Source organism: Pontimicrobium sp. IMCC45349 (assembly GCF_047219225.1).
Lineage (GTDB): Bacteria > Bacteroidota > Bacteroidia > Flavobacteriales > Flavobacteriaceae > IMCC45349.
Genome location: NZ_CP178208.1, coordinates 1,005,095 through 1,021,061, shown reverse-complemented (window position 1 = coordinate 1,021,061; position 15,967 = coordinate 1,005,095). Strand labels below are relative to the sequence as shown.

The following is a 15,967-nucleotide window of genomic DNA, read 5'->3' as shown; positions in this document are numbered from 1 at the left end:
TCGTATGAAAAATTTATTTCTTTTTTTAACACTATTAGTGTTATCAGTCAGTGTAACTGCACAAGAAAAAAAGCAAACAAAGAAAGACACAACAAAAACAGAAAACTTAGACGAAGTCTTAGTTAAGGCAATTCGTGTAAAAGAGAAAGCGCCAATTACACACTCTAACCTTGATAAAAAGGATATTGCTAAGCGTAATTTGGGACAAGATATTCCAATGTTATTAAATTACTTGCCTTCAGTAGTGTCTTCATCTGATGCAGGAGCAGGAGTAGGATATACTTATTTAAGAGTAAGAGGGTCTGATGCATCAAGAATTAATGTAACCATTAACGGAATTCCTTATAACGATGCAGAGAGTCAAGGGACATTTTGGGTAAATATAGGTGATTTTGCATCATCAACTCAAAGTTTGCAATTACAACGCGGTGTTGGAACATCAACTAATGGAGCTGGAGCCTTTGGAGCAAGTTTAAATATTTTAACCGATGCTATTTCTGAAGAAGCTGGAGGAGAAATTTCAAATTCATTTGGATCGTTTGGTACAAGAAAGCACACTGTAAAATTTACAACAGGACGTATTAATGAGAATTTTGAAGTGGCAGGAAGGTTGTCAAAAATAAATTCTGATGGTTATGTAGATAGAGCATTTTCTGATTTAAAATCATATTTCTTACAAGGTTCATACTCTGATGGAAAAACACTTATTAAAGCGTTAGCCTTTGGAGGAGAAGAACAAACATATCAAGCTTGGGCTGGACTTAGTGCTGAGCAATTAGAAGAAGATCGTCAACAAAATCCTTATACTTATGATAATGAAACTGATAACTATTGGCAGAATCATTATCAATTACATTGGAGTCAAAGACTCGATAATAACTGGTCTACCAATGTAGGATTAAATTATACTCGTGGAAAAGGATATTTTGAGCAATACAAAGATGAACGTGATGCAGAGGATTATGCTAATTTAATTGTAGATGGTAGCGATGTAATTGTACGTCGTTGGTTAGATAATGACTTTTATGTAGTTAATGCCAATGTTACTTATAAAAATGAAAAGCTAGAGGTTATTTCGGGTATGTCTTATAATACTTATACAAATGATCATTTTGGAGAAGTGATTTGGGGAAGTGACTTAGCTCCAAATACATCTATTAGAGATCGTTATTATTTTAGTAAAGCAGATAAAACAGATTGGAGTGCTTTTGCTAAAGCAACAATTAACATGACAGATAAGTTTGTTGCTTTCCTAGATCTTCAAGGGCGTTTTGTAAATTATAAAACTAATGGATTAACATCTAGTAGAGCACCAATTAATGTAGATGATGATTTTAGTTTTTTCAATCCAAAATTTGGATTAACATATGACTTAAATGCTAAGAACAGTTTTTATGCGTCTTATGCAAGAGGAAATAAAGAACCAAACAGAAATGATTACGAAAGTAATGGTGCTTCTGTGAAGCATGAAAGTCTTAATGATATTGAATTAGGTTGGAGATATAATGGAGCGACTGTTCAATTAAGTGCAAATGCATACTATATGCTATACGATAATCAATTAGTATTAACAGGTGCTCTTGATAATGTTGGAGAATATTTAAGAGAGAATGTGAAAGATAGTTATAGACTTGGTTTAGAAATTGATGCCAACATAAAAATGAGTAAGAAATTTAATTTCAATACTAATTTAGCTATTAGCGAAAATAAAATTAAAGATTTAACAATCGAAAGAGATGGTGAATTAAAAAATTTAGGGAATACAACTTTAGCATTTTCACCAAGTGTAATTTCAGGAAATGCTTTAACATATATGCCGTATGAGAATTTACAATTTAGCTTATTAGGGAAATATGTTGGTTCTCAATATTTAAGTAACACTGATACTGAAGCGTCAAAAATTGACAGCTATTTTGTGAGTGATTTTAATGTAGTTTACGAAATTAAGATGAACAAAATATTCAAGTCTATAGTATTACAAGGTCTAGTTAATAATATCTTCAACAAAGAATATGTAGATCGTGGTTATACATATTTGGATACTTGGAGTGGACCAGAAGCAGTTGAGATCCAAGGATATTATCCTCAGGCAACAATTAACTTTTTGCTGGGAGCAACATTAAAGTTCTAAGATATGATGTCTAAATCATCTTTAACTCCATTTAATAATCTAGAAACTAATATTAAGAAGAGTTTAGATGATGTAATAAAAAATGCTTTTCAAGCATTTTTAGAGCAACCAAAAGATTATAAGAATACTTACCGTCAATCGCACTTTAATTGTGCGTTTGACGGTTATTCGTTTTTAGGACAAACCGATAGTTTAAATCAATATAGTACAGATTTATTATATTCATTTGTCCTCTCGAGATTCTCAAGTGTTGATAAATTCCCAAAAGAGTTTTCAAAGGTTTTAAGTACATACTGGGATACTACAATTATTAAAGTAAAATCTATAGAAGAAACGGTTATTGAGCAATTAAATATTCCAGGTTTAAAAGCCTTTTATGATAATTATATTGGACATATGGTGTCATGTAATTATTATCCAAAATTAGATTTGGAAGATCAGTCTGGTGTACGATTATCTAAGCATGTAGATGTCTCTTTGTTTACAATTTTTGTCTATGGTGCTTCAAATGGGTTTACTTATGAGGATGAGTTTGGAACTCTAAAACCATTACATGTTTCAGAAAACTGCGTAGTGTTTCCAGGCTATTTATTGGAATATTTAACCAAGGGTAAATATAAAGCTTTACCACATCAAGTAGATTTATCACAGCATAATGAAGAACGCTATTCTTTTGCATTTTTTTCAATTCCGAAACCAAATCACAAAATGTCATTTAACGGTTTAGAATTCACAAGTGAAAGGTATTATCAAGAGTATTTAGAATTGTTTTAGAATGGATACAATTATAGAAATCGTCTCTGTAGTACTAGGTTTAGCTTACCTTTATTTTTTAATTAAAGAGCAAGTTATTTGCTGGATTTTCGGAATTCTTTCCTCTTTATTAAGCATTCTTTTGTTTTATAGAAGTGGATTATATTCAGAATCCATATTGTATATCTATTATGTGATTATAGGTGTATATGGATTTTACTATTGGAATAAAAGGACAAGTAAGAACAGTGCATTTGAAATTACAGAATTACCATTAAAAAAATATGTGTTACTTATTTTAATTGGAGAAATATTGGCACTGAGTATGGCATTTGTATTTGATAATTATACAGATGCTAATGCACCTTATTTAGATGCACATACTACAATATTTAGTTTTATAGCTAGTTTCTTAGAAGTTAAAAAATATTTAGCGTCTTGGAAATTTTGGATAGTAATTAATGGGTTGACAGTATTCTTATACCTAGATAGAGGATTAAACTATTACACAGGATTGACTGTTGTTTACCTAATTTTCTCTTTTGTAGGTTACATTAAATGGAAGAAGAAATTCAATACACAAAAAGTTACACTTAACAAAAGTGTGTTATAATTCTTATATTAAGAATTGGTTTATTTTTTTAAAACCTCTATGGTAAAATGCTGTAGAGGTTTTTAATTATAAACTAATAGTGTACTTCCATTTACTTCAACACGATAGGCCTTTAAACCACACCTAAGTTCAGGGTTGTTTAATGGTTGACCAGTAAATAAACTATAAGTGTTTTCATCTCCACAAGTACATGTGCCTTCAAGACCTGAAATTTCTAAGATAGAGCATGATGTAGGTGTGTGATTTGGGTCTGCTGCATCATAAGCAACAAAACCTGTTCCTGTATTGGTTACTATAATACCACCATTTCCAGCATTACCAATATAAACAGGATTGCTAGGAAAGTTTAAAGGATTGTATTGTGGTAAATTTAAATTTACAGTTACGTTTACACCAATATTTAATAAAAACCTACAGTTGTCATTTCCATCATCACTATTACTACAACTGTAAAACATAAGGCCTATTAAGGCGCTGATTATTATCTTTTTCATATCAAAAATTTCGTTACGAATTTACAACAAAAACTACTTTAAGCTAAATATTTTGTATATTTGTAAGACAATCTCGTGAAAGCGAGATTTTTTTGATGCTGAACATGTTCAGCATCTTTTTATTAAATAAACGATGAAGTTATGAGTAACGTATCTTATTACACTGCAGAAGGACTAAAAAAGCTAAGAGATGAGCTTAAGCATTTAAAAGATATTGAGCGTGTTAAAGCCTCTAAAGCTATCGCTGAAGCAAGAGATAAAGGCGATTTAAGTGAAAATGCTGAATATGATGCAGCTAAAGAAGCTCAAGGCATGTTAGAGATGAGAATTTCTAAATTAGAAGACACATTAGCTGGAGCTAGATTAATTGATGAGTCGCAATTAGACACATCTAAAGCTTTGGTGTTATCTACAGTTAAAATTAAAAATCAAACCAATGGTATGGAAATGACTTATACTTTGGTTGCTGATGGTGAAGCAGATTTAGCCTCAGGAAAAATATCTGTAAACTCTCCAATTGGTAAAGGGTTGTTAGGTAAGTCTGTTGGTGAAGTTGCTGAAATTCAGGTTCCAACTGGAATTATGAAGTTTGATGTTTTAGAAATCACGAGATAAATTTAAACACATAATACGTTAAAAGATTCCTGTTAACGCAGGAATCTTTTTATATTTACACATATAATTAATAGCACATGGCATCAATATTTACTAAAATAGTTAACGGAGAAATTCCTTGTTATAAGGTCGCAGAAACAGAAGATTTTTTAGCATTTCTAGATGTTAATCCAAATGCAAAAGGACACACACTTTGTATTCCAAAAAAGGAAGTAAACAAAATTTTCGATTTAGATGAGGCGACTTATAATGAGTTAATGGCTTTTTCAAGAAAGGTAGCCATTGCTTTAGAGAAAAGTATTGAATGTAAACGTGTTGGTGTATCAGTTATTGGTTTAGAAGTACCTCATGTGCATGTACATTTAATTCCACTTAACTCAATGGAGGATGCACGTTTTATAAATAAAGTAAGCTTAGAAAAAGAAGAGTTTGAAGCTATTGCTAAAGCTATAAATGCAAATTTATAGCTGCTTTAAAGCAATTTGAAATGTAGTGCCTTTACCAATTTCTGATGTTAATACTTTTATTTTGCCATCATGGTAATCTTCAATAATACGTTTAGCTAACGAAAGCCCTAATCCCCAACCTCTTTTTTTACTAGTGAAACCTGGTTCAAAAATGGTTTTATGTAAATGTTTAGGAATGCCTTTTCCAGTATCACTAACATTAATTTTTATGTTCTTTTCTAGCTGTGTAATTTCAACTTTTAATTTCCCTTTCCCTTTCATGGCATCAATAGCATTTTTAACTAAATTTTCAATAGTCCAGCTATAAAGTTGAGAATTTAGGTTTACTAAAATTTCTTTTTTAGGAGTAATTAATTCAAACTCTATAAGTTTGCTAGAGCGTGATTTTAAATAGTCGTAAGCTTCTGTTGTAGCTTCTACAATATCAGTTTTTTCTAAGGTTGGTATTGATCCTATTTTGCTAAACCTATCTGTAATCGTTTGCAGTCTACTAATATCTTTTTCTATTTCTACAACATAATCAGGATTAATATTTTCAGTTTTTAATATTTCTGTCCAGCCTATTAGTGATGATAATGGTGTGCCTATTTGGTGTGCAGTTTCTTTAGCCATACCACTCCATAATTTATTTTGTGTGGCATTTTTTGTACTTCTATAAAAAAAGTAAACAACTGCTCCAAATAGCAAAATAATAAGTAATAATGCTAATGGATAATATTTTAGTTTGTTTAATAAAGGCGAATTTCCATAGTAAATAGTACTAAACAAGTTTCCATCAATTTTAACTTCTATAGGTGAATTTTCATCTTTAAAACGTGCAACTAATTTTTTAGCGTATATGGAGTCTTTTAACCTCTCTTCGTCAATATTATTACTACTTATTATGTCGCCTTCTGGACTTAAGAGAATCATTGGAGTACTAGTATTGCTCTCTAAAACTCTAGATGTTACTTCAATTTCATCATTAGTTTTTGAATTTATTAAGTTTTGTTGAGCAAAAGACCAATTTTGCATTTTCGTACGCTCTTCAGCTTTAAAATTTTGAAAAAACACATAAGTGTTCCATAAAATAAGTGAGATAATAACAAAAGATGTTGCTATAATTATCCAGCGAACAAAGTTTCTACTATTGGTTAGGGTCATAGGATTTTAATTGCAATTTTAAATATAATGTAATTATGTTAATATTATTGTTCAACTTGTTAGTAAATAGGTTTTTTGTTGCAATTCTTATTGGTTAAATTTGCTCAAATTTATTTACAATGACATCATTCAACCCAAAAGATATTTCAGTTGGTAAGCTACATGGTTTACTATTAAGTGCTGTTGCTCCAAGACCAATAGCTTTTGCAAGTACTATAGATGTTAATGGAAATCCAAATTTATCACCTTTTAGTTTTTTTAATGTATTTAGCGCGAATCCGCCAATACTTATTTTTTCTCCAGCAAGAAGAGTGAGAGATAATACGACTAAACATACGCTTGAAAATGCTGAGGTGATGAAAGAAGTAGTGATTAATGTTGTTAACTATGATATTGTGCAACAGATGTCATTATCAAGTACAGAATATCCAGAAGGTGTTAATGAATTTAAAAAAGCAGGACTTACTATGCTGGCTTCAGATGAAGTTATGCCTTTTAGAGTTGCTGAGTCTCCAGTGCAAATGGAGTGTAAAGTCAATGATATTGTAAAGTTAGGTACTGAAGGAGGAGCAGGAAACCTTGTAATATGTGAAGTTGTTAAACTACATGTAGCTAATGAGGTTTTAAATGAAGACCAAACCATTAACCAGGAAAAACTAGATTTAGTTGCTAGAGCAGGAGGTAGTTATTATAGTAGAGCCAAAAGTGGCTTTTTTGAAATACCTAAGCCGCTAACAACACTTGGTATTGGTGTAGACGCTATGCCTGAACATGTTAAGGATAGTATGATTTTAACTGGTAACGACCTAGGAATGCTAGGAAATGTTGAAGCTTTACCAACAAAAGAAGAGATTGCAATGTTTTTAAAAGATTTAGGAGAAAGATATCCTAATATAAAAGAGATGTCACATCGTGAAAAACATAAAATTGCACGTAATTATTTAAGTTATGGAGATGTAGCTAGTGCATGGAAATTACTTTTAAGTTAAAAAAAATAGATAATTAAGATTAAATATAAATGGAAGTACAAGGAAAGATTAAAGTGATTGGAGAAACTCAAACGTTTGGAGCGAATGGGTTTAGAAAAAGAGAAGTTGTAATTACTACAGAAGAGCAATATCCTCAAAGTATAATGATTGAGTTTGTTCAAGATAAAACAGATTTGTTAAACAACTACCAAGTTGGACAACAAGTAAAAATAAACATTAACTTAAGAGGTAGAGAATGGGTTAATCCTCAAGGAGAAACTAAATATTTTAACTCTATCCAAGGATGGCGTATAGAGGCATTACAGCAAGAGCAAGCAGGAGGAGTTCCACCAGTACCACCAATGGATGCTTTTGAGCCAGCAACAAATGTGAATCAAGAAGAGCATGATGACTTGCCATTTTAAGGTAAAGTAAATACGATATTTTAAAACCCTTAATGCTGAACATTAAGGGTTTTATTTTATATAAATAGTATGTATTTTAGAGTGTAAATAAAAAAAGCCCTGATTAAACAAAACAGGACTTTAGTATTATGGTTTTAGGTTTTTAGACCTCTATAAACAAACTCAAAAAAGCAATGATGAACAAAATTTTATGAATAAAGGTCTTCTCAAATATGGCAAAAAAAAGTGAAATTTCAAAGTGAAAAATAAGGTTTCTTCGCAAACGTTATAGTTGATTGTTAATGAATTGGCTAAATAAAGACATAAAATTCCCTGATGTTTCAACAGCAAACCCTGATGGACTATTAGCTGTTGGAGGTGATTTGTCCTGCGATAGACTTATTGAAGCTTATAGTAATGGTATTTTTCCTTGGTTTGAAATGGACGAACCAATACTATGGTGGTCACCAGATCCTAGATTTGTATTATTTCCTAGTAAATTGAAAGTTTCTAAAAGTATGAAGCAAGTACTACGGAATTCAAATTTTGTAGTAACTGTAAATAGAGATTTTAAAACAGTTATAAATCATTGTTCAAAAATAAAGCGAAATGGTCAGGAAGGAACATGGATTACAAAAAATATGATTGAAGCGTATTGTAAGTTGCATAAACTAGGATATGCTAAATCTGTTGAAGTGTGGCAAAATAATGAACTAGTTGGAGGGTTATATGGCGTTGATTTAGGAAATCAAATATTTTGTGGAGAAAGTATGTTTAGTAAAGTAAGTAATGCTAGTAAAGTAGCGTTCGTAAGTTTTATACAAAACACAAATTATAGATTAATCGATTGTCAGGTTCATACAAGTCATTTAGAAAGTTTAGGAGCAGAACATATTTCGAGAAAGGAGTTTATAAAATTATTAAAATTGACAAAAATCAGTAAAATAGAATAAAAAAATGCTGATATTAGCTACTTATACCATAAAATATGCTATCACGAGAAGATTTTGAGTTCAGTAATAATCGGGAAGAATTTTTAAAAATAATTAAGGAAAAGTTAAGCGAAGATAAGTTTAATGACTTACTATATTCAGTAGATTACGAAAACCAATTAATAAAGCTGCAAGCAGAGTTAGTAGATTTACAACAATGGGTTGCTAAACACAATAAACGTGTTTGCGTTATTTTTGAAGGTCGTGATGCTGCTGGTAAAGGAGGCTCAATTCGTAGATTTACAGAACATTTAAATCCACGTTCAATGCGTGTAGTTGCCTTAACTAAACCTACAGATGTAGAAAGAGGTCAATGGTATTTTAGACGTTATATAAAAGAATTACCTAATCCTGGTGAGATTGTCTTTTTTGATAGAAGCTGGTATAATCGTGCAGTGGTAGAACCAGTAATGGGTTTTTGTACTAAAGAACAGTATGAAAAGTTTATGGTACAAGTAACCGAATTTGAGCATATGCTGTATGAGGATGGTATCATTATTATCAAATTTTGGTTTTCAATTTCAAAAGAAGAACAACAAAGACGCTTTAATGCACGTCTAGAAAATCCATTAAAGCAATGGAAGTTTAGTCCTGTAGATAAAGAAGGGCAACGCCTTTGGGATAAGTATACCTATTATAAAGAGCAAATGTTTAGTAAAACGCATACTACATTTAGCCCTTGGATTATTATTAAAACTAATATAAAAAAGGAGGCGCGCTTAGAGAGTATAAGATATGTCCTTTCAAAATTTGAGTATGATGGTAAAGGGAATTCAGGAACAACTGTTTTACCAGATCCAAATGTTGTACAACGTTATCACAGATTAGTGAAGCAAATAGATTAGGCTATGATGAATTTATCAGATAAAAGTTTAAAACAATTAAACACAAAAAAAGGATTGAAGTTTTTTCTAACTGAAAAAGGGATGACACCTATAAAAGCGGTTAGAATAATGAATTATGAAAATAAGCTTAAAAAACTTCAAGGTGAGTTAATAAAACTTCAGCAATGGGTTGAGGCAAAAGGTGAAAAGGTTGTTATTGTTTTTGAAGGGCGTGATGCTGCTGGAAAAGGTGGTGCTATTCGTAGAATTACACAGCATTTAAACCCTAGAGAATTTAAAGTAGTAGCCTTGCCAAAACCATCTGAAGAAGAAAGAGGGCAATGGTACTTTCAGCGTTATATAAATCAATTACCTCGTGAGGGTAAGATTGTTTTTTTTGATAGAAGTTGGTATAATAGAGCTGTAGTTGAACCAGTAAATGGGTTTTGTACTCAAGAAGAGTATGAGACTTTCATGAATCAGGTTAATGATTTTGAACGAATGATAACCGAATCTGGAATAAGATTAATAAAATTTTATTTCTCTATTTCAAAAAGCGAACAAGCAAAGCGATTTGATGATATTAAAGCAAGTCCATTAAAAAAATGGAAGTTTAGTGCAGTAGATAGAAAAGCCTTAGAACTTTGGGACTCTTATACTGAGTATAAAAAAAGAATGTTTGCTAAAACAAATACCGAAATTGCTCCTTGGATTATTATTAAAGCCAATCGTAAAAGTGCAGCAAGATTAGAAGCTATTCAACATGTATTAAGGTTAATTCCTTATAAAGGCACAGAAAAGACGTTTTAGTTATACTTCATTATATCTAAAGCAATCTGTAGTATGGTCATTTACCATACCTGTAGCTTGCATATGTGCATAAACCACAGTAGTACCAACAAACTTGAAACCTCTTTTTTTAAGGTCTTTACTTATAGTATCGCTTAGAGCTGTGTTAGCAGGAACATCTTTTAAGTCTTTGAAAGCATTTTTTATTGGTTTACCATCAGTAAAACCCCAAATATATTTACTGAAGCTTCCAAACTCTTCTTGAATTTTTATAAAAGCTTGTGCGTTTGTAATAGTAGCTTTAACCTTCAGTTTGTTTCTAATAATGCCAGCATCTTGTAGCAAGCTATCAATTTTTTTTTGGTTGTAATTTGCAACTTTTAAATAATCAAAATTGTCAAAAGCATTTCTAAAGTTTTCACGTTTTTTAAGTACAGTAATCCAACTTAAACCAGCTTGAAAAGTTTCAAGAATTAAAAACTCAAAAAGGGTATCATCATCATACACTGGAACTCCCCATTCTTTATCATGATAAGCTTCATATAAAGGATTTCCAACACACCAAGTACATCTGTTTTTTGTCATAACTGTAAGGTTTAAAGAAATGTACTACTAATGTAATGATTGTTACTTAATAAGTGATTAGTAACTAGTATTTTTGATAAAAATTTTAACAATGGAGTTAACTCAAGATATAAATATTAAAACGTTAATAGAAGACGGAATAAGTAGAAGTATTTCTTATAAGGAATATAGAAATTTAGTAGAAGAATTAGTAGCTGCTGATGGTACAACAGGACCTAATCAAACCGAGGCACTAATTGAATATACTAAGCTTAATGATAGACGTATGAGACGTTGGGATAAAACATTAAAAGTTACTGATAAGGTTAGTGAAAAAGTATCTAATGTAAACACATCTTATACATGGTTAGTTTTAACTGAGAGTTGGTGTGGTGATGCCGCTCATGTAATGCCAGCAATTAATAAAGTAGCTAGTCTTAATGATAATATAGATTTTAAAGTTGTTTTACGTGACGAAAATGAAGCACTTATGGATGCTTTTTTAACTAATGGAGGACGTTCAATTCCAAAGTTAATTATGATTGATAGCGAAACTAAGGAAGTAGTTAATACTTTTGGACCTAGACCAAGCGAAGCAACACAAATGGTTCTTGATTACAAAGAAGAGCATGGTAAAATAACACCAGAGTTTAAAGAAGATTTACAGCGTTGGTATAACAAAGATAAAGGTCAAACAGCAATCAATGATTTAGTTGAGTTATTGAGTTAACGTTTGCCTTTAAATGTAAATGAAATTGTACCTATTTGCGAGGCTTTATTACTGCTATTAAAAATAGAAGCTTTTGCGTATTCTATAGCACGATCAACTAAACAGCCATTGCTAGTTGTGGATGCATTGTTATAACTGGCATCTGTAACTTGTCCTTTATTATTTACAACAATGCTTACAACAATTGTACCTGAGGTTTCACATAGATAAATTGGTGGCGGAATATGAATTTTTTCACGTCCTAATAGCGAAAAACTAATGGAGCTATTTTTGTTTGCATTACTATTATCTGACCTTTTTTTGATGATTTCATTTATAGCGTCATAAGTATCAGAATTATCATCACTATTAGTTAGTATTTGATGACTTGGTGTTTTTTCAATTGTATTGTCATGTCTACTTTGAAGTTTTTCCATAGTAGATTTAAACTCTTCGTCTTCAAAATCTTCTGAAGCTTTATTTTCATTAAAAGCTTTGTTTGTGGTTAACTCATCAAAACTTCTTAGAATCTCTTCTAAAGTTTCTTTTTTTTCTATTTTTTCATCCTCTTCTGGAAGCAGTTCATAAAAAGTTTCAGCAATTAAATCATTTTGCTTTTTAACGTGAAAATTAAATGCCATTAACACAATTGTTGCAGACAAAAAAAGTGTTATTAAAAGTGCTTTATTTGAGTTAGAGAGTTGCATGCTATGATAACGAATATACTAAAATGTATGTCTTGTATATACGTTAAAAAGCTATAAATAGTCTTAAAAAACACAAAATTCTAAGAAAATAGAAACGCTTGAGAGTTTATCTTGCTGTCTAAATCCAAAACGTTTACGCGTAAAATCGAGACCGAGTAAAATAGAATTATCTGAATCACCATCAAAAATTTCAACACCTGAGCCAATTTTGTAAAAGGTACCTTTTTCAAAAGTTTTGCCTAAGTTGAGAAATCTGCCATAACCAGCTCTAATAAATAAACTATCGTCATCATCGATTAAGTTGTATTTAAAGTTTAAATAAGCAGGAAAGAAATGTAGCCCAGATTCCGAATGCCAATTGTATTCAAAATTTAGCCCAATAGAACTACGCTCATCAAACTTAAAACCTAAGGTGTTATTTATAAAATATGCACTAGGTTCTATTAAAGTACCGCTATCGTCATCTGCAATTGTATAATCTTCATTAATACCAAGTGTTGTAGATAAAGATATTTTGTAGAAAATACCGTTTGTTTTGTCAATTTTTTCTTGAGCCAGAGCTAATAAAGGGACTAAAAATAAAAAGGTAAGTAATATTCGCTTCATGATTGATTTGTTTTGAAGCAAATATGTTATCAACAACTATTCCGAATCTAAGCTTTCGATAAAATTTTCGATAGTAATAGCATTTTTAACATTAAAATCACCAATTTTTGTACGTCTTAATGCTGATAGATGACTACCAGATTGTAGTGCTTTTCCAAAGTCGTGAGCTAAGGACCTAATGTAAGTGCCTTTACTACACACAACTCTAAAATCAACATTTAAACCATCAATATTTGTAATTTCAAACTCATTAATAGTAATGGTTCTGGGTTTGATTTCAACTTCTTCTCCAGCTCTAGCAAACTCATATAAGCGCTTTCCTTCCTTTTTTATTGCTGAAAATACTGGTGGATATTGCGATATGTCTCCAATAAACTGTTCAGTAGTTTCGTGGATAAGTTCATTAGTAATATGATTGGTAGGATAAGTCTTGTCTATTTCAGTTTCTAAATCGTAAGAAGGTGTTGTGCTACCCAAAACAATTGTTCCTGTGTACTCCTTTATTTGTGCTTGAAAAGTATTTATTTGTTTAGTCATTTTACCAGTACAAATAACTAATAAACCTGTGGCTAAAGGATCTAAAGTTCCAGCATGACCAACCTTTATCTTTTTTATGTTAAAGGTTTTTCTAATTTTCCAGCGTAGTTTGTTTACTACTTGAAACGAGGTCCAGTTGAGAGGTTTGTCGATTAATAAAACCTGTCCTTCTTTAAATTCTTCTAGTGTTTTCATTAGTTAATAGAAGCGTAATATATAGCAATTAAACCAACAATAAGACAGTAAATAGAGAAGTATACTAGCTTACTTTTTTTAACCAAGGAAATCATCCAAGTACAAGCTATAAGTCCAGAAATAAAAGCAGCAATAAAACCAACTGTTAAAGAGGTAAAGTTGCTATTGTCGTAAGTTAATTCGCCACTTAATATGTCTTTTGCAATCTTTCCAAATATTAAAGGCACTACCATTAAAAAAGAAAAGCGTGCAGCTTTGGTTTTGTCGTTTCCTAATAATACTGATGTAGATATGGTTGCTCCAGATCTTGAAATTCCTGGAAGCATAGCAATAGCCTGGGCAAAACCAATAACTAAGGCGTTGGTAAATGATACTTTTTTATCGGTGTTTTTAGCTTTGTCGGCAAGATATAATAATAAGGCAGTAACAATTAACATGAAGCCTACGAGCTTAATATTACCTCCAAACATTTCTGCAAATTCCGACTCGTAAGTAAACCCAATAATAGCAGCAGGAAGCATTGATAAAGCAATTTTTGCTACAAATTGTGTGTCTTCATTCCATTTAAAAGCAAACAAACCTTTAAGTATATCGTAGATGTCTTTTCTAAAAATAACCATCGTGCTTAAAGCAGTAGCAAAATGTAATACAACAGTAAAGAGTAAACTCTCTTCAGGAACGCTATCGTCTCCTAAAATAGCTTTTCCTAATTCTAAATGGCCACTTGAAGATACAGGTAAAAACTCTGTAAGTCCTTGAATGATGCCCAGTAATATTGAATCAATAATTTCCACGAGGCAAAAATATCAAAATAGTGTTATGTAGTCGTAAATAAAGCGTAATTATTTAGATTCAGACTTTTTGTTTGGGTCTAATAAAATAGCATATACCTGAATGGCAAAACCAATAAGTACTAAGGTAGGTGCAACACGTATTCGCATTGGACTAAATATTTCTGGATTCCAAACATTTGGGTCGTCGCTACCACCACCAGACATTAAAATAAATCCTAGTGCAATAAACCCTAGACCTATATACATCCATTTGTAGTTAGCTTTTCCAAAAATAAAGTTGCCTTTAGCTTCTTGCTTACGTTTTTGTTCACCCATAATTAGTCAAATTCAGTAAAAATAATCTTATCGTTAATTGCTAATTGCGAAATATGACTTGAAGTAACAGAGCCTCCAATAATATTTGCTAAGTGCAAAGTAACAGTTTTATTTAAAACTTCGGTGTTAAGACTATCTAAATTTAATCCTTGTTCTATACCTCTGTTAATATAATAACGTTCACCTTCTTCATTATGAAAAACAATATCAAAGCTAGGACCTTCGGTAATTTTTACAACTTTAGTAGTAAGTGTTTCGCAGTCTTCAGGTTTGGTATTGCTAATAATACAAGAGGTTGCTAAAAGTAAAAGAGAAAATGATGCAATTGTAATGGTTAAAACAGAAAAAATACGTTTCATTATAGTTGGATTTATAAGAAAACGTTGATTAGTAAAGAATTATTGCTTAATAATACAACTGATCCGTTTTCAAATTCAAGAAACGTTGTGTAGCAAAATAAGTGCTAAACCAAGTAATTAAAATACCTATTATAAATACACCAACAAACAAGCTTCCAATTAAAATTTGGTTTTGAAGTAGCTCTAATTCAGGGAACGTTTTATTTACATAATATAGCACTACTGCCATACCAATTAAAGCAACAATAGCTCCAATAATTCCTAAACGAATACTTCTCCAAATAAATGGTCGTCTAATAAATTGCTTGGTAGCTCCAACCATTTGCATGGTTTTAATGGTAAAACGTTTTGCGTAAACAGCCAACCTAATAGAACTATTAATAAGCAATACAGCAATTAATGTAAAAATGCCACTAATAATTAAAATCCAAAGGCTAATACGTTTTACATTACTGTTCATTATAGAAACTAAGTCTTTGTCATAACGAACATCATCCACAAACTTTTTGTTAAGCGTTGATTCCGAAATACTATCCAAACGATGTGCAGTGACATAGTTAGCTTTTAAATTTACATCTATTGAGTTTTGTAAAGGGTTATAGCCAACATCATCCAAAAAGTCCTCACCATATTCACCTTTCATAAAATTAGCAGCATCTTCTTTAGAAACATATTTAGTTTCTTTTACATACTTAGCAAGTGCTAAACTTTTTTCTAATTGATTTATTTCAACCTCTTTAGCGTTGTCGTTTAAATAAATAGTAAGTACTACTTTTTCTTTAAAGTTGTCTGAAATAGTACGAGCATTTAAAACCAACATACCTAGTAAGCCAAGTAAAAATAATACTAAGGCAATACTTATAACTACTGAAAAGTAAGAAGAAATTAATCTGCGCTTTTGATGTTTTTCAAAAGATGAACTCATAGGTGTTTAACTTGTAAGCGTAAAAATATAAAAGTAATTATTTATTCCCACGAAAATGAGAAT

Annotated in this window: 21 protein-coding genes; 11 read left to right on the top strand and 10 right to left on the bottom strand. The window is 31.1% G+C overall.

Going from position 1 to position 15,967, the window contains the following annotated elements:
- The first annotated feature begins 4 nt into the window (after positions 1-4).
- From ACLII3_RS04780 to pnuC, 3 genes are read left to right on the top strand one after another with little or no spacing between them, the layout of a single operon-like run.
- Positions 5-2,131, top strand: a complete 2,127-nt coding sequence (locus ACLII3_RS04780; protein ID WP_412986910.1) for a TonB-dependent receptor — start codon at positions 5-7, stop codon at positions 2,129-2,131.
- A gap of 3 nt (positions 2,132-2,134) precedes the next feature.
- Complete coding sequence (locus ACLII3_RS04775) at positions 2,135-2,905, top strand: 2OG-Fe(II) oxygenase family protein (protein ID WP_412986908.1); 771 nt, start codon at positions 2,135-2,137, stop codon at positions 2,903-2,905.
- Position 2,906: 1 nt separating this feature from the next.
- Entirely contained in the window at positions 2,907-3,497 is a 591-nt protein-coding gene (gene pnuC, locus ACLII3_RS04770; protein ID WP_412986906.1) for a nicotinamide riboside transporter PnuC, read from the top strand.
- Positions 3,498-3,559: 62 nt separating this feature from the next.
- On the opposite strand, the gene ACLII3_RS04765 is transcribed toward pnuC, so the two are convergent.
- Positions 3,560-3,991, bottom strand: a complete 432-nt coding sequence (locus tag ACLII3_RS04765) for a Rieske (2Fe-2S) protein (RefSeq protein ID WP_412986905.1) — start codon at positions 3,989-3,991, stop codon at positions 3,560-3,562.
- Positions 3,992-4,132: 141 nt separating this feature from the next.
- Between ACLII3_RS04765 and greA the strand changes: the two genes are divergently transcribed.
- Both greA and ACLII3_RS04755 read left to right on the top strand, forming a co-directional pair.
- Entirely contained in the window at positions 4,133-4,606 is a 474-nt protein-coding gene (gene greA / locus ACLII3_RS04760; RefSeq protein ID WP_412986903.1) for a transcription elongation factor GreA, read from the top strand.
- A gap of 77 nt (positions 4,607-4,683) precedes the next feature.
- Positions 4,684-5,073 (top strand): HIT family protein, encoded by a 390-nt coding sequence (locus tag ACLII3_RS04755; RefSeq protein ID WP_412986901.1) that lies wholly within the window; start codon positions 4,684-4,686, stop codon positions 5,071-5,073.
- Here ACLII3_RS04755 and ACLII3_RS04750 read toward each other — a convergent pair.
- Positions 5,068-6,216: a sensor histidine kinase gene (locus ACLII3_RS04750; protein ID WP_412986900.1), complete on the bottom strand. Its 1,149-nt coding sequence runs from the start codon at positions 6,214-6,216 to the stop codon at positions 5,068-5,070. The genes ACLII3_RS04755 and ACLII3_RS04750 overlap by 6 nt on opposite strands.
- 119 nt (positions 6,217-6,335) lie before the next feature.
- Between ACLII3_RS04750 and ACLII3_RS04745 the strand changes: the two genes are divergently transcribed.
- From ACLII3_RS04745 to ppk2 (ACLII3_RS04725), 5 genes are all read left to right on the top strand, one after another.
- Entirely contained in the window at positions 6,336-7,205 is an 870-nt protein-coding gene (locus tag ACLII3_RS04745) for a flavin reductase family protein (protein ID WP_412986898.1), read from the top strand.
- A 29-nt stretch (positions 7,206-7,234) separates the two neighbouring features.
- Positions 7,235-7,609, top strand: coding sequence for a DUF3127 domain-containing protein (locus tag ACLII3_RS04740; protein WP_412986896.1), 375 nt, complete (start codon positions 7,235-7,237; stop codon positions 7,607-7,609).
- 281 nt (positions 7,610-7,890) lie between these two features.
- Positions 7,891-8,541, top strand: a complete 651-nt coding sequence (gene aat / locus ACLII3_RS04735; RefSeq protein ID WP_412986895.1) for a leucyl/phenylalanyl-tRNA--protein transferase — start codon at positions 7,891-7,893, stop codon at positions 8,539-8,541.
- A gap of 35 nt (positions 8,542-8,576) precedes the next feature.
- Positions 8,577-9,425 (top strand): polyphosphate kinase 2, encoded by an 849-nt coding sequence (gene ppk2 / locus ACLII3_RS04730; protein ID WP_412986893.1) that lies wholly within the window; start codon positions 8,577-8,579, stop codon positions 9,423-9,425.
- A gap of 6 nt (positions 9,426-9,431) precedes the next feature.
- Positions 9,432-10,214, top strand: coding sequence for a polyphosphate kinase 2 (gene ppk2, locus ACLII3_RS04725; RefSeq protein ID WP_412987890.1), 783 nt, complete (start codon positions 9,432-9,434; stop codon positions 10,212-10,214).
- On the opposite strand, the gene ACLII3_RS04720 is transcribed toward ppk2 (ACLII3_RS04725), so the two are convergent.
- On the bottom strand, positions 10,215-10,778 hold the full coding sequence (locus tag ACLII3_RS04720) for a DNA-3-methyladenine glycosylase I (RefSeq protein WP_412986891.1): 564 nt from the start codon (positions 10,776-10,778) through the stop codon (positions 10,215-10,217). It lies immediately after the preceding gene.
- A gap of 91 nt (positions 10,779-10,869) precedes the next feature.
- Here ACLII3_RS04720 and ACLII3_RS04715 point away from each other — a divergent pair, with 91 nt between their 5' ends.
- The gene (locus ACLII3_RS04715) at positions 10,870-11,487 is read left to right on the top strand and encodes a thioredoxin family protein (protein ID WP_412986889.1); all 618 of its coding nucleotides are present in this window, start codon (positions 10,870-10,872) and stop codon (positions 11,485-11,487) included.
- Here the strand turns inward: ACLII3_RS04715 and ACLII3_RS04710 are convergent.
- The 7 genes from ACLII3_RS04710 to ACLII3_RS04680 all read right to left on the bottom strand — a co-directional run bounded on the left by ACLII3_RS04710 (position 11,484) and on the right by ACLII3_RS04680 (position 15,904).
- Entirely contained in the window at positions 11,484-12,107 is a 624-nt protein-coding gene (locus ACLII3_RS04710) for a hypothetical protein (protein WP_412986887.1), read from the bottom strand. The two genes, ACLII3_RS04715 and ACLII3_RS04710, sit on opposite strands and share 4 nt — an antisense overlap.
- Before the next feature lie 129 nt (positions 12,108-12,236).
- Entirely contained in the window at positions 12,237-12,779 is a 543-nt protein-coding gene (locus ACLII3_RS04705; RefSeq protein WP_412986886.1) for a hypothetical protein, read from the bottom strand.
- A 36-nt stretch (positions 12,780-12,815) separates the two neighbouring features.
- Positions 12,816-13,511 (bottom strand): tRNA pseudouridine(55) synthase TruB, encoded by a 696-nt coding sequence (truB, locus tag ACLII3_RS04700; protein WP_412986884.1) that lies wholly within the window; start codon positions 13,509-13,511, stop codon positions 12,816-12,818.
- Positions 13,511-14,305: an undecaprenyl-diphosphate phosphatase gene (locus tag ACLII3_RS04695; protein ID WP_412986882.1), complete on the bottom strand. Its 795-nt coding sequence runs from the start codon at positions 14,303-14,305 to the stop codon at positions 13,511-13,513. Before ACLII3_RS04695 ends, truB begins: the two co-directional genes overlap by 1 nt.
- Positions 14,306-14,353: 48 nt before the next feature.
- Positions 14,354-14,620 (bottom strand): DUF3098 domain-containing protein, encoded by a 267-nt coding sequence (locus ACLII3_RS04690; protein ID WP_412986881.1) that lies wholly within the window; start codon positions 14,618-14,620, stop codon positions 14,354-14,356.
- A gap of 2 nt (positions 14,621-14,622) precedes the next feature.
- Positions 14,623-14,979: a hypothetical protein gene (locus tag ACLII3_RS04685; protein WP_412986880.1), complete on the bottom strand. Its 357-nt coding sequence runs from the start codon at positions 14,977-14,979 to the stop codon at positions 14,623-14,625.
- A gap of 46 nt (positions 14,980-15,025) precedes the next feature.
- Positions 15,026-15,904 (bottom strand): cell division protein FtsX, encoded by an 879-nt coding sequence (locus ACLII3_RS04680; RefSeq protein ID WP_412986878.1) that lies wholly within the window; start codon positions 15,902-15,904, stop codon positions 15,026-15,028.
- Positions 15,905-15,967: the final 63 nt, after the last annotated feature.

What these genes read in the sequence shown, in the direction of transcription:
- aat (WP_412986895.1), top strand. Translation starts at nt 7,891, where the DNA reads ATGAATTGGCTAAATAAAGACATAAAATTCCCTGATGTTTCAACAGCA.
- ACLII3_RS04780 (WP_412986910.1), top strand. Translation starts at nt 5, where the DNA reads ATGAAAAATTTATTTCTTTTTTTAACACTATTAGTGTTATCAGTCAGT.
- ACLII3_RS04680 (WP_412986878.1), bottom strand. Translation starts at nt 15,904, where the DNA reads ATGAGTTCATCTTTTGAAAAACATCAAAAGCGCAGATTAATTTCTTCT.
- ACLII3_RS04715 (WP_412986889.1), top strand. Translation starts at nt 10,870, where the DNA reads ATGGAGTTAACTCAAGATATAAATATTAAAACGTTAATAGAAGACGGA.
- ACLII3_RS04765 (WP_412986905.1), bottom strand. Translation starts at nt 3,991, where the DNA reads ATGAAAAAGATAATAATCAGCGCCTTAATAGGCCTTATGTTTTACAGT.
- ACLII3_RS04740 (WP_412986896.1), top strand. Translation starts at nt 7,235, where the DNA reads ATGGAAGTACAAGGAAAGATTAAAGTGATTGGAGAAACTCAAACGTTT.
- greA (WP_412986903.1), top strand. Translation starts at nt 4,133, where the DNA reads ATGAGTAACGTATCTTATTACACTGCAGAAGGACTAAAAAAGCTAAGA.
- pnuC (WP_412986906.1), top strand. Translation starts at nt 2,907, where the DNA reads ATGGATACAATTATAGAAATCGTCTCTGTAGTACTAGGTTTAGCTTAC.
- ACLII3_RS04755 (WP_412986901.1), top strand. Translation starts at nt 4,684, where the DNA reads ATGGCATCAATATTTACTAAAATAGTTAACGGAGAAATTCCTTGTTAT.
- truB (WP_412986884.1), bottom strand. Translation starts at nt 13,511, where the DNA reads ATGAAAACACTAGAAGAATTTAAAGAAGGACAGGTTTTATTAATCGAC.
- ACLII3_RS04775 (WP_412986908.1), top strand. Translation starts at nt 2,135, where the DNA reads ATGATGTCTAAATCATCTTTAACTCCATTTAATAATCTAGAAACTAAT.
- ACLII3_RS04750 (WP_412986900.1), bottom strand. Translation starts at nt 6,216, where the DNA reads ATGACCCTAACCAATAGTAGAAACTTTGTTCGCTGGATAATTATAGCA.
- ACLII3_RS04685 (WP_412986880.1), bottom strand. Translation starts at nt 14,979, where the DNA reads ATGAAACGTATTTTTTCTGTTTTAACCATTACAATTGCATCATTTTCT.
- ACLII3_RS04690 (WP_412986881.1), bottom strand. Translation starts at nt 14,620, where the DNA reads ATGGGTGAACAAAAACGTAAGCAAGAAGCTAAAGGCAACTTTATTTTT.
- ACLII3_RS04710 (WP_412986887.1), bottom strand. Translation starts at nt 12,107, where the DNA reads ATGGCATTTAATTTTCACGTTAAAAAGCAAAATGATTTAATTGCTGAA.
- ACLII3_RS04720 (WP_412986891.1), bottom strand. Translation starts at nt 10,778, where the DNA reads ATGACAAAAAACAGATGTACTTGGTGTGTTGGAAATCCTTTATATGAA.
- ACLII3_RS04745 (WP_412986898.1), top strand. Translation starts at nt 6,336, where the DNA reads ATGACATCATTCAACCCAAAAGATATTTCAGTTGGTAAGCTACATGGT.
- ppk2 (WP_412986893.1), top strand. Translation starts at nt 8,577, where the DNA reads ATGCTATCACGAGAAGATTTTGAGTTCAGTAATAATCGGGAAGAATTT.
- ppk2 (WP_412987890.1), top strand. Translation starts at nt 9,432, where the DNA reads ATGAATTTATCAGATAAAAGTTTAAAACAATTAAACACAAAAAAAGGA.
- ACLII3_RS04705 (WP_412986886.1), bottom strand. Translation starts at nt 12,779, where the DNA reads ATGAAGCGAATATTACTTACCTTTTTATTTTTAGTCCCTTTATTAGCT.